Raw genomic sequence first — 10,965 nt, 5'->3', positions numbered from 1 at the left:
CTTCGCCGCCCCAACCATTGGGGGGCGTCGGAAGTTGCGAGTAGCGCGCGCGGCTTAGGCGAAATTGTGAACTAAGCCACTGGCGGGGCTCACCAAACCCCGATTTTTTCGGCCTCGTGGTGGCTGATCGGGTGGTGGGCGCGGGCGTGGTCTTCCTCGGCCAAGAGGCGCGCCGCCTCGAGCGCCGCCATGCAGCCCATGCCGGCGGCGGTCACCGCCTGGCGATAGACGTCGTCGGTCACGTCGCCGGCGGCATAGACCCCCTCGATCGCCGTCGACGCTGTCCCGGCTTTCACCTTGAGGTAGCCGGACGCGTCCATCTCCAGCTGCCCCTTGAACAGCTCCGACGACGGCGCGTGGCCGATGGCGACGAACAGGCCGTCGCAGGCGACCTCGCTGAGGGCCCCGGTGTTGACGTCCTTCAGCACCACGCCGGTGACGCCGAGCGGATCGGAGCCTCCCTTCACCTCCTCGACGGCGCTGTTCCAGATCACCTCGATCTTGGGATTGGCGAACAGGCGCTCCTGCAGGATGCGCTCGGCGCGGAACTCGTCGCGCCGGTGCGCCACCGTGACCTTGGAGGCGAAGTGGGTGAGGAACAGGGCCTCCTCCACGGCCGTGTTCCCTCCGCCGACCACCACGACCTCCTTGCCGCGGTAGAAGAAGCCGTCGCAGGTGGCGCAGGCCGAGACGCCGAAGCCCTGGAACTTCTGCTCCGAGGCGATCCCGAGCCACTTCGCCTGGGCGCCGGTGGCGATGATCAGGGTCTCGGCGAGCCAGACCTGGCCGGAGTCGCAGGTCAGCCGGAAGGGCCGCTGCGAGAGGTCCGCTTCGGCCACGATGTCGGTGACCACCTCCGTGCCGACGTGCTCCGCCTGGGCCTGCAGCTGCTCCATCAGCCAGGGACCCTGGATGACCTCGGCGAAGCCTGGATAGTTCTCCACGTCGGTGGTGATGGTGAGCTGGCCGCCCGGCTGGATCCCCTGGATCAAGACGGGCTCGAGCAGGGCGCGGGCGGCGTAGATGGCGGCGGTGTAGCCCGCCGGCCCCGATCCGACGATCAGGCAGCGAACGAGGCGGGGGTCGGAACGATCTTCGGCCATCTCCGTAATGTAGGCGCGATTCTGGAGCGGTGCGATGGACGAGCCGATGAAGAACATGGGCCTGTGGGCCGGCGTCGGCGCCGCCCTGGGCGTCGGCGTGGCCCTGGGCCTGGGGATGCGCCTCCTCGCGGCAGGGGCCCTGGCCGGCCTCGGCGCCGGGGCGGCGCTCGGACTGGTCGCCGGCCTGAAGACCCGCGCCGCAGGCCGCCGCGCCTTGCCGGACGACGCCTTCGAGGTCGCGGCGCTGCATTAGCCGTCATGGCGAAAGGGCCGCTCCGGGGAGCGGCCCTGAACCCGCAGCCCTGCCCCGGTCAGACGAAGTTGGTCGGGTCGATGTCGGCGAGGCTCTTGCCGACCAGCACGACGGCGTCACCCACGGTGTTGTTGTCGGCGCTGTCGACGAACACCAGCACGTCGCCGCCCACCTGGATGGCCACCACGTCGTGCGCCCCCGAGGTGATCTCGGCGGTGGCGTTGGTGAGGGCGCTCTGCGCATCGCTGGCGGTGATCGTCTCGGTGTAGGTGTTCGCCGTCACCGCCGCGCCCGCGAAATGCAGCTTGTCGCCGCTCTGCCAGTCGGTGATCACGTCCCAGAGGCCGCCGGACGGCGTGGTGTCGCCCTGCGCGAAGGCGAACTCGTCGTTGCCGCCGCCGCCGGTGATGATATCGCGGCCCTGGCCGGCGGCGATGGTGTCGTCGCCGGCGCCGCCGGTGATGGTGTCCGCCGCGCTCGTGCCGGTGATCATGTCGTTGCCGGCGCCGCCGTCGATCGACGTCGAGGTGGTCGAAGCCGAGCCGTCGATGGTGTCGTCGCCGTCGCCGCCCAGCACCACGCCGCCGCCCCCGAAGGCGATCTGGTCGTTGCCGGCGCCGCCGTCGAGATTGTCGGTCCCGCCGCCGGTGGCGATGGTGTCGTTCCCGTCGCCGCCGCTCACCGTGACGTTGGCGGTTCCGGCGATGATGTCGTCGTCGCCGACGCCGCCGGTCACCGAGCCGGGACCGGCGATGCTGATGTCGTCGTTGCCCGCGCCGCCATCCACTGTCGCCGAGGCGGTGGTGCCGACCCCGGTGATGTCGTCGTCGCCGTCGCCGCCGGAGATCACGCCGCCGGCCTGGAAGACCAGCACGTCATTGCCGGCGCCGCCGTCGAGGCTGTCGGAGCCGCCGATCCCGCCGTTCAGCACGTCGTCGCCGTCCTGGCCCTGCAGCGTGTCGCTTCCCGCCCCGCCCATGATGGTGTCGTCGCCGAGATTGCCCAGCATGAAGGCGTTGGTCGCCGCGCTCGCGTCGATGCTGTCGTCGCCCTGGCCGCCGAGCAGCAGGTCGCTCGTGCCGGCGCCGACGATGGTGTCGTTCCCGAGGTTGCCCTGCGCGAAATTCGCGCCGGCGCCCACCAGGATGGTGTCGTCGCCCTGGCCCCCGAAGATCACGTCGCCGCCGAGGCCGCCGTCCAGGTGGTCGTTCCCCTGATTGCCCTGCAGCAGGTCGTTGTCGTCCAGCCCGCTCAGGGTGTCGTCGCCGGCGCCCCCGAAGAGCCCGTCGGCCGCGGCCGTGCCCGACTGGATGTCATTGCCGGTGGTGCCGATGAACAGCATCGAGCCGGTCTGCAGGAAATCGGTGTCGGCGAAGCCGCGGATCGCGCCCGCGCCGCCCGTGTCGGGAAACGTCTCGCTGAGCCCGAAGGCGCTGATGGTGATCGTCGCCGGGGTGGTTGTCGTGAACGGATTGAAGAGGACCGTGACCTCCGAACCGCTTCCGATCGGGAAGAACAGTCGATCGCTGCTCGTGAATACAGCCGCCTGGCTGGCGGTCAGGGAATCCCAGAAGAAATTCGACACAGATCAATCCCCACTTTGACGACGTGCGGGGATGATGACCCACGGAGGTTGCAAATTCCTTGCGCCGCGCCGCGCGCGCGCTGCTCCCGCGCCGCAATCAGGCTCGCGCGCCAGGACTTACCCGGGATCTACTGTGAAGGGCGGCCGGTCAGGCCCATTCCACCTTGGTGATCTCATACGCCTTCACGCCGCCAGGGGTGTTCACCTCCACGACATCGCCGGTCTCCTTGCCGATCATGGCGCGCGCCAGCGGCGAGCTGATCGAGACGCGGCCCTGCTTCACGTCGGCTTCGTGCTCGCCCACGATCTGATAGCGGGCCTCCTCCTCGGTGTCCTCGTCGACCAGCGACACCGTGGCCCCGAACTTCACCTGCGCGCCGGAGAGCTTGGAGACGTCGATCACCTGGGCGCGCGCCATCCGGTCCTCGATCTCGGCGATGCGGCCCTCGATCCAGCCCTGGCGCTCTTTGGCGGCGTGGTACTCGGCGTTCTCCGAAAGGTCGCCATGCGTCCGGGCTTCGGCGATCTGTCCGATCACCGCCGGCCGCTCCACCGTCTTCAAACGCTTCAGCTCTTCGTCGAGGGCCCTGTAGCCCTCGGCGGTCATCGGCACTTTTTCCATGGAGGTGATGACTCGGGTCTCGCCCTGGTGGTTCTCAAACGTCCGGCCGCGGGCGCAGGCGTCCGGGGGCGGCGAAGATAGAATTGTGCGCCGCAAAACTCAAGGGGATCGCGCCAGTCCGGCCGGCATAATTTGCGTGCGGCAGCGCACCGAGCTCAGCGGACCGAAAGCCCGCCGTCGATCACCAGCTCGGCGCCGGTCACGTAGCGGCTCTCCTCCGAGGCCAGCCACAGGACGCCGTTGGCGATGTCGAGCGGATAGCCCTTGACGCCCAGCGGCACGGCCACCTGGCTCATGGCGTCCAGGTCCGGCGGGGCGTTGCTCCCGGCCGCTCCGCCCTGCGGCGCCACGGTCAGCCAGATCGGCGTCTCGATGATGCCCGGATGCACCGAGTTCACCCGCACCCCGTCCTTGGCGAGCGCGCACTCCATCGCCACCGCCTTGGTGAACAGCCGCACCGCCCCCTTGGTCGCGCAATAGGCCGCCAGCGTCGGCGCGCCCTTCAGGCCGGCCACCGAGCTCATGTTGACCACGCTGCCGCCGCCGCCCTGGCGCATCAGCGGGATCGCATGCTTGACGCCCAGGAACACGCCGTCGACGTTCACCGCCTGCTGGCGCTTGAAGTCGGCCAGGCTCATCTCGAAGATCGAGCCGCCGAGGCCGATGCCGGCGTTGTTCACCAGGATGTCGAGCCGGCCCTCCTGGCTGCGGATGTCGCCGATGACGCCCTGCCAGGCCGCCTCGTCGGTGACGTCGTGATGCAGGTAGCGCGCCTTGCCGCCGGCCTTGACGATGGCGGCCGCGGTCTCCTCGCCCTTCAGGTCCTGCAGATCGCTGATCACCACCGCCGCGCCTTCCTGGGCGAGGCGCTCCGCGCAGCCGCGGCCGATGCCGCTCGCCCCGCCGGTGACCAGCGCGACCTTGCCTTCCACTCGACCCGCCATGGCTCGTCCTCCCCTGGGCTGGGCCATGGCCTAGCGCAGGGCGGCCGGCCTCGCCAGCGCGACCCGACGTCAATCGGAGGGAGCAGGACGGGAGCGTCGGGCGGCACGCAAGCCCCCTCGCGCCGGGACGGGACCCGGCGAGCGCCCCCAAAATCCGTCAGGGCGCCGCGGGAACCTCGGCCCCACGCGCGCCCTCAAATGCTGAGGCCCTGCGGCCCTAGCGCATCCAGGCCGGCGCGGTCGAGCCGGTGCTCACTACGCCATAGATCAGGCCGACGGCCAGGATGGCCGCGGCGATCACCATGAGCAGCTGAATCATGTTCTCGACGCGCAGCGCGGTGTTACGCTTACGGTGGTGATGAACTTCACCATGTTGCTCGGTCGACATCAGGCTTCCTCGCAATCCTACAGGGAGGACCGACAGGTCCCCCGCCGAACTGCGACAGGCGCCGCGACGACGCCGTTCCGGCCGCTCTGTCTCGGGCCGCCGGAGCGCGCCCTTCTCGCCGCCTGCATCAGTCAGGCGATGCCACGATGGTGCGCCTCCGCCGAACGCCGGTCAACCGAGCCGCGGCCTGCCGGTGGTCACACATCCCTCGGCCGCCGCCGGCCCCGTCGCGGCGCGTCACGCCGGGGCGTAGCTCTGCAGCGGTCGCACCTCCAGCGGCGCCTGGGCGGTGACCACGATCGCCTGGGCCGCGGCCAGCGCGCCGGCGGTGGTGGTGAAGTAGGGGATCTTCATCATCAGGGCCGAGCGGCGGATCTCGAAGCTGTCGACCAGCGACTGCTTGCCCTCGGTGGTGTTGAAGACCAGCTGCACCTCGCCGTTCTTCATCGCATCGACGATGTGGGGCCGGCCTTCCAGCACCTTCTTCACCGGCTCGACCCCGATCCCCTGTTCGGCCAGGAACTTCGCGGTCCCGGCGGTCGCCAGGATCCGGAAGCCGTGCTCGGCGAGCGTGCGGGTGGGCTCCAGGATCCAGGCCTTGTCGGCGTCCTTCACCGAGACGAAGACGCAGCCGTGGGCCGGCAGGTTCACCCCGCCGCCGAGCTGGCTCTTGGCGAAGGCGCGCGCGAACGCCGGCGCCGCCGTCTCGCCGGGGCGGATCCAGTCCAGGCCCATGACCTCGCCGGTCGAGCGCATCTCCGGGCCCAGCACGGTGTCAACGCCGGCGAACCGGGCGAACGGGAACACAGCCTCTTTCACCGCGATGTGGTCGTAGGGCGCCGCCCTCAGCCCGAAGTCCGCCAGGCGCTTTCCCGCCATCACCTTGGCGGCGATCGCGGCGATCGGCGCGCCCACCGTCTTGGCCACGAACGGCACCGTGCGGCTGGCGCGCGGGTTGACCTCGAGGACGAAGATCCGCGGGCTCTCGCTGTGCGGCTCCTCGATGGCGAACTGCACGTTCATCAGCCCACGCACCTCGAGCGCCCGGGCCATGGCCTCGGTCTGCCGCTTGAGCGCCTCGATGGTCTCGGCCTTCAGCGAGAAGGGGGGCAGGGAGCAGGCGGAATCGCCGGAATGCACGCCCGCCTCCTCGATGTGCTCCAGGACGCCGGCCACGAACACCGTCTCGCCGTCGCTGAGCGCGTCCACGTCCACCTCGGTGGCGCGCGAGAGGTACTGGTCGATCAGCACGGGGCTGTCGCCCGAGACCTGCACGGCGGTGCGGATGTAGCGGTCGAGCTGCTCGTCGTCGCGGACGATCTCCATCGCCCGCCCGCCCAGCACGTAGGAAGGCCGGATGACCACCGGGTAACCCACCTCGTGGGCGGCCGCGAACGCCTCCTCGGGCGAACGCGCGATGGCGTTCACCGGCTGGGCGATCTTCAGCCGCTGCAGCAGCTTCTGGAATCGCTCACGGTCCTCGGCCAGGTCGATGGCGTCGGGCGAGGTGCCGAGGATCGGCACGCCGGCGTCCTCCAGCGGCTTGGCGAGCTTCAGCGGCGTCTGGCCGCCGAACTGCACGATCACGCCCATCAGCTCGCCGCGGCTGCGCTCCACCTCGATCAGCTCGAGCACATCCTCGGCGGTCAGCGGCTCGAAGTAGAGGCGGTCCGAGGTGTCGTAGTCCGTCGAGACGGTCTCGGGGTTGCAGTTGACCATGATCGACTCGACGCCGATCTCGTCGAGCGCGAAGGCCGCATGGCAGCAGCAGTAGTCGAACTCGATTCCCTGGCCGATGCGGTTCGGCCCCCCGCCCAGGATGATCGCCTTCCGCCGGTCCGAGGGCTCGCTCTCGTCGTCGGGGATCTGCCCGAGCGCGCCTGATTCATAGGTCGAGTACATGTAGGGCGTCTCGGCGCGGAACTCGCCGGCGCAGGTGTCGATGCGCTTGAACACCGGCCGCACGCCGAGGCCGCGGCGCTGCTCGCGCACCTCCGCCTCGGTGGTGCGGGTGAGGCGGGCCAGCCTGGCGTCGGAGAAGCCCAGCGCCTTCAGCCGGCGAAATTGCGCGGCGTGGGTCGGCAGGCCCGCCTCGCGAATGCCGGCCTCCTCCTTCACCAGCGCCTCGATCTGCCGCAGGAACCAGGGCTCGTAGGCGCAGACGGCGTGGATCTCGTCGCAGGTCAGCCCCTCGCGGAACGCCTGGGCGATGACCCTGAGTCGGTCCGGCGTGGGCTTGCCGAGCTGGCGCAGGATGGCGGTGTGCGGGGCATCATCCTCGTCGTCGGGTTCGATCACCACCTCGTCGAGGCCGGTCAAGCCCGTCTCCAGTCCGCGCAGCGCCTTCTGCAGGCTCTCGGCGAAGGTCCGGCCGATCGCCATCACCTCGCCCACCGACTTCATGGACGTGGAGAGCACCGGCTCGGCGCCCGGATATTTCTCGAAGGCGAAGCGCGGGATCTTGGTGACCACGTAGTCGATCGACGGCTCGAACGAGGCGGGCGTGGCCCCGGTGATGTCGTTCATCAGTTCGTCCAGCGTGTAGCCGACGGCCAGCCGGGCTGCGACCTTGGCGATCGGGAACCCCGTCGCCTTCGAGGCCAGCGCCGAGGAGCGGCTGACGCGCGGGTTCATCTCGATCACCACCATGCGCCCGTCGGCGGGATTGACCGCGAACTGCACGTTGGAGCCGCCGGTCTCGACGCCGATCTCGCGCAGCACCTGGATCGAGGCGCTGCGCATCCGCTGGTATTCCTTGTCGGTCAGCGTCAGCGCCGGGGCCACGGTGATCGAGTCGCCCGTATGCACCCCCATCGGGTCCACGTTCTCGATCGAGCAGACGATGATGCAGTTGTCCGCCCGGTCGCGGACCACCTCCATCTCGTACTCCTTCCAGCCCAGCACGCTTTCCTCGATCAGCACCTCGGTGGTCGGCGACAGGTCGAGACCCCGCTCGACGATCTCGCGGAACTCCTCGACGTTGTAGGCGATGCCGCCGCCGGTGCCGGCCAGCGTGAACGAGGGCCGGATGATCGCCGGCAGGCCGACGAACTCCAGCGCCGCCTCGGCCTCCGCCAGCGTATGGGCGGCCTTGGACTTCGGGCTCTCCAGCCCGATGGAATCCATCGCGTTCCTGAATTTCTGACGGTCCTCGGCCTTGTCGATCACCTCGGCCCGCGCGCCAATCATTTCAACATTGAACTTTCTCAGCACGCCCATCTGCTCGAGCGCCAGCGCGGTGTTCAGCGCGGTCTGACCGCCCATGGTCGGCAACAGCGCATCGGGCCGCTCCTTCTCGATGATCTTGGCGACCATCTCCGGCGTGATCGGCTCGATGTAGGTGGCGTCGGCGAGGTTCGGATCGGTCATGATCGTCGCCGGATTGGAGTTCACCAGCACGATCCGGTAGCCCTCGGCCCGCAGCGCCTTGCAGGCCTGCACCCCGGAATAGTCGAACTCGCACGCCTGACCGATCACGATCGGCCCCGCGCCGATGATCAGGATCGAGGCGATGTCGGTGCGTCTGGGCATGGCTCTCGCGCGCGAAGCGGCGGCCGCGCAAGAATGGACGCGCCCGCTGCCGGTCAGAACTGCAGGTTAAGCGGTCCCCTTAGAGGGCGACTCTCGCCTGCGCAAGCGCCGCCTCGTCCCGTGGACATCGGGACCCCTCCTCCTCGATGAAGGACGGCTACCTGCGGTCAGATGAACTCATCGATCGGGGGCTCGAGCGTCCGCGCTTTCTTGCGGGGCCGCTCGCGCATCACCCCGGGATAGCCCTTCAGCGGCGCCAGCGCTTCGCCGGTCCAGGTCCAGTCCGCCTGCTGATCCAGATACATGTGGTAGCGCGGCTCGCGGCCGGTGCGGCTGCGGAAGATGCCGCGGGGAATGTTGACGATGTTCGGGGCGCGCGCCCGCTCGTAGGCCAAGGGCGTGCCGCAGCGCGCGCAGAAGCTGCGGATCGTCTTGCGCTCGGGATCTTCCCAACGGGTGATGTCCGCCTCGCCTTGCAGGATGCGGAAGCGGCTCTTCCAGCTGCCGACCCAGGTCGCATAGGCGCCGCCTTGGGCCTGTCGGCTCGCCGCCGAGTGGTCGTGCCAGGCCCAGACCGCGGGCACGTCGATCTCCAGCCGCACCGCGCCGCAGGCGCAGGCCGCCTGCGCCTGCACCGCCGAGCGCTTCTCGGGCGCAGCCTTCGCCGGCGTCTTCGCCATTCGGCCCTCCCTGGACTGGCCGGAAAACCTACCAAGTTCCGCGGCATGGGCCAGGTCGGCCTGCGCAAAAACCCGGGTTCCGCCGCAACCAAATCGCCGCCCAGCCATATAGCTAATGAGGCGGCGCGGGCAGCCGCGAACGACATCCGAGGAGACCCCATGACCCTCATCGAAAAGATCCCCACCATGAGCGATGAGGACGTGATCAACCTGCTGGCCAATGCGCGGCGCCTGAAGGAGGCCGGCGACGAGAAGCAGCAGGCCGCCGCCGCCGAACTTATCCCGCCCCTCGAAGAGGCCGCCGCCGAGCGCCGCGCGCGCCGGCTCGCCGCCGCCCAGGCCAAGCGCGCCGCCAAGCGGCAGATCAAGCGCAAGGCGGCCTGAGCGCCGGTCGGCGATGCGGCTTCCGCAGCGGCCCGCATCACGCCACGCTCGCCAGACGATCGCCATTCTCGCGGGCGCCGTGGCGTTGGCCGGCGCGGCGGCCGCCCAGGCCCCGCCCAAGCCCGTCACCACTACGCTCAAGACGCTCTCGGCCACCAGCGCCGGGCAGCCCATCGTGCTGCCGCCGGGCCCCGTGCAGGCGACGGTTTCGGAGACCACCGTGCCGCCGCACGGCCAGATCGCGCCGCACAAGCATCCCTACCCGCGCTATGTCTACGTGCTCGCCGGCCGCGTGAGGGTGATCAATCTGGTGACCGGCCAGACCTATGAGCTGAAGGCCGGCGACATGAGCCTCGATCCGGTCGACCAGTGGCACAAGGCCGAGGCCCTCGGCGATGGCCCCGCGCGCCTGATCGCGCTCGACCAGACGCCGCCCGGCGTCTCCAACGTCGTCCGGCAGGCGCCGTAGGCGTCAGTCGCGCGCTCGGCGCCATCCGCCCAGCCGGGCGGCCCTTGCGAACCACGCCGGCGCAGGGCAGCTTGGCCGCTCGGATCGGGACGGGACGACCTTGGCCCCAGCTGCTGCCGCCGACGCCCTCGCGCCCTTGATGGCGCGCATCGCAGCCGGTGACCGCGAAGCGCTGCGCCAGCTCTACCAGGCGACCTCCGCGAAGCTTTTCGGCGTCGCCTTGCGTATCCTCTCCGACCGGGAGGACGCCCAGGACGTGCTGCAGGAAGTCTATCTCACCGTCTGGCGCCGGGCGGACCGCTTCGACGAGGCCCGCGCCAGCGTCATGACCTGGCTTTCGGCCATCGCCCGCAACCGGGCGATCGACCGCTTGCGCGCCCGCGGTCCGCTCGCCCGCGCCGAGCCGGTGGAGGGACTCGAGATCGCCGACGAAGGCGCTCTCGGCGCCGAGGCCCTGCTCTCCGCGGCCGATGACTCCGGGCGCCTCGGCGCCTGCCTTTCCGAGCTCGACAAGCGCACCGAGACGGCGATCCGCACCGCCTTTTTCGAAGGCTTGACCTACGAGGCCCTGGCCCGCCGGATGGATGCGCCGCTGGGCACGGTGAAGAGCTGGATCCGCCGCGGCCTCGCCCGGCTCAAAGGGTGCCTGGAGCGATGAGCGAGGGGCCCGAACTTTCCGACATCGAAGCGCTGGCCGCGGAGCATGCGCTGGGCGTGCTCTCCGGTCCCGAGCGTGCCGCCGCCGAGGCCCGTGTTGCGCGCGATCCGGCCTTCGCCGCCCTGGTCGCAGGCTGGCGCGAGCGGCTCTCGCCGCTGCTCGATGGCGTCCCCGAGGTTGCGCCGCCGCCGGGAGCCTGGGAGCGCATCGCGCGCGCGCTGCCGGCCAACGACAACCGCGCGCTCCGCTTCTGGCGCGGCATGACCGCAGGCGCCCTCGGGGTGGCCGCGGCCAGCCTGGCGGTCGCCATCTTCCTGGCCAACCGGCCGCCGGTGCTGGTGCAGACGC

Annotated in this window: 12 protein-coding genes; 5 read left to right on the top strand and 7 right to left on the bottom strand. The window is 70.2% G+C overall.

Annotated elements, in window-relative coordinates:
• Positions 1-89 precede the first annotated feature (89 nt).
• On the bottom strand, positions 90-1,103 hold the full coding sequence (gene trxB / locus VLI41_RS01845) for a thioredoxin-disulfide reductase (RefSeq protein ID WP_325266351.1): 1,014 nt from the start codon (positions 1,101-1,103) through the stop codon (positions 90-92).
• Positions 1,104-1,137: 34 nt separating this feature from the next.
• Here trxB and VLI41_RS01840 point away from each other — a divergent pair, with 34 nt between their 5' ends.
• Positions 1,138-1,356: a hypothetical protein gene (locus tag VLI41_RS01840; protein WP_325266350.1), complete on the top strand. Its 219-nt coding sequence runs from the start codon at positions 1,138-1,140 to the stop codon at positions 1,354-1,356.
• A gap of 58 nt (positions 1,357-1,414) precedes the next feature.
• Here VLI41_RS01840 and VLI41_RS01835 read toward each other — a convergent pair whose 3' ends face one another.
• The 6 genes from VLI41_RS01835 to VLI41_RS01810 all read right to left on the bottom strand — a co-directional run bounded on the left by VLI41_RS01835 (position 1,415) and on the right by VLI41_RS01810 (position 9,106).
• Positions 1,415-2,941 (bottom strand): calcium-binding protein, encoded by a 1,527-nt coding sequence (locus VLI41_RS01835; RefSeq protein ID WP_325266349.1) that lies wholly within the window; start codon positions 2,939-2,941, stop codon positions 1,415-1,417.
• A 148-nt stretch (positions 2,942-3,089) separates the two neighbouring features.
• Positions 3,090-3,563 carry a transcription elongation factor GreA gene (gene greA / locus VLI41_RS01830; protein ID WP_325266348.1) on the bottom strand — a complete coding sequence of 158 codons (474 nt, stop codon included), beginning with the start codon at positions 3,561-3,563 and terminating at the stop codon, positions 3,090-3,092.
• A gap of 155 nt (positions 3,564-3,718) precedes the next feature.
• Complete coding sequence (locus tag VLI41_RS01825) at positions 3,719-4,507, bottom strand: glucose 1-dehydrogenase (RefSeq protein WP_325266347.1); 789 nt, start codon at positions 4,505-4,507, stop codon at positions 3,719-3,721.
• A 217-nt stretch (positions 4,508-4,724) separates the two neighbouring features.
• Complete coding sequence (locus VLI41_RS01820) at positions 4,725-4,895, bottom strand: hypothetical protein (protein WP_325266346.1); 171 nt, start codon at positions 4,893-4,895, stop codon at positions 4,725-4,727.
• A gap of 237 nt (positions 4,896-5,132) precedes the next feature.
• A complete protein-coding gene (gene carB / locus VLI41_RS01815) occupies positions 5,133-8,426 on the bottom strand; it encodes a carbamoyl-phosphate synthase large subunit (RefSeq protein ID WP_325266345.1) in 3,294 nt (1,097 codons plus the stop codon).
• Between the two features lie 167 nt (positions 8,427-8,593).
• On the bottom strand, positions 8,594-9,106 hold the full coding sequence (locus tag VLI41_RS01810; protein WP_325266344.1) for a GFA family protein: 513 nt from the start codon (positions 9,104-9,106) through the stop codon (positions 8,594-8,596).
• 159 nt (positions 9,107-9,265) lie between these two features.
• On the opposite strand from VLI41_RS01810, the gene VLI41_RS01805 reads away from it, so the two are divergent.
• From VLI41_RS01805 to VLI41_RS01790, 4 genes are all read left to right on the top strand, one after another.
• Positions 9,266-9,490, top strand: coding sequence for a hypothetical protein (locus VLI41_RS01805; protein WP_325266343.1), 225 nt, complete (start codon positions 9,266-9,268; stop codon positions 9,488-9,490).
• 13 nt (positions 9,491-9,503) lie between these two features.
• Positions 9,504-9,959 carry a cupin domain-containing protein gene (locus tag VLI41_RS01800; protein WP_325266342.1) on the top strand — a complete coding sequence of 152 codons (456 nt, stop codon included), beginning with the start codon at positions 9,504-9,506 and terminating at the stop codon, positions 9,957-9,959.
• Between the two features lie 139 nt (positions 9,960-10,098).
• Positions 10,099-10,617, top strand: a complete 519-nt coding sequence (locus VLI41_RS01795; protein ID WP_325266341.1) for a sigma-70 family RNA polymerase sigma factor — start codon at positions 10,099-10,101, stop codon at positions 10,615-10,617.
• The coding region (locus VLI41_RS01790; protein WP_325266340.1) for a hypothetical protein at positions 10,614-10,965 on the top strand (352 nt) is incomplete at its 3' end. The genes VLI41_RS01795 and VLI41_RS01790, both read left to right, overlap by 4 nt.

The sequence above is a fragment of the Phenylobacterium sp. genome (genome assembly GCF_035475775.1).
In the GTDB taxonomy this organism is placed as follows: Bacteria; Pseudomonadota; Alphaproteobacteria; order Caulobacterales; family Caulobacteraceae; genus Phenylobacterium.
The sequence above is the reverse complement of the archived record's forward strand: the minus strand, read 5'-3'. Positions and strand labels throughout refer to the sequence as shown.

What these genes read in the sequence shown, in the direction of transcription:
- VLI41_RS01795 (WP_325266341.1), top strand. Translation starts at nt 10,099, where the DNA reads ATGGCGCGCATCGCAGCCGGTGACCGCGAAGCGCTGCGCCAGCTCTAC.
- greA (WP_325266348.1), bottom strand. Translation starts at nt 3,563, where the DNA reads ATGGAAAAAGTGCCGATGACCGCCGAGGGCTACAGGGCCCTCGACGAA.
- carB (WP_325266345.1), bottom strand. Translation starts at nt 8,426, where the DNA reads ATGCCCAGACGCACCGACATCGCCTCGATCCTGATCATCGGCGCGGGG.
- VLI41_RS01805 (WP_325266343.1), top strand. Translation starts at nt 9,266, where the DNA reads ATGACCCTCATCGAAAAGATCCCCACCATGAGCGATGAGGACGTGATC.
- trxB (WP_325266351.1), bottom strand. Translation starts at nt 1,103, where the DNA reads ATGGCCGAAGATCGTTCCGACCCCCGCCTCGTTCGCTGCCTGATCGTC.
- VLI41_RS01820 (WP_325266346.1), bottom strand. Translation starts at nt 4,895, where the DNA reads ATGTCGACCGAGCAACATGGTGAAGTTCATCACCACCGTAAGCGTAAC.
- VLI41_RS01810 (WP_325266344.1), bottom strand. Translation starts at nt 9,106, where the DNA reads ATGGCGAAGACGCCGGCGAAGGCTGCGCCCGAGAAGCGCTCGGCGGTG.
- VLI41_RS01825 (WP_325266347.1), bottom strand. Translation starts at nt 4,507, where the DNA reads ATGGCGGGTCGAGTGGAAGGCAAGGTCGCGCTGGTCACCGGCGGGGCG.
- VLI41_RS01800 (WP_325266342.1), top strand. Translation starts at nt 9,504, where the DNA reads ATGCGGCTTCCGCAGCGGCCCGCATCACGCCACGCTCGCCAGACGATC.
- VLI41_RS01840 (WP_325266350.1), top strand. Translation starts at nt 1,138, where the DNA reads ATGGACGAGCCGATGAAGAACATGGGCCTGTGGGCCGGCGTCGGCGCC.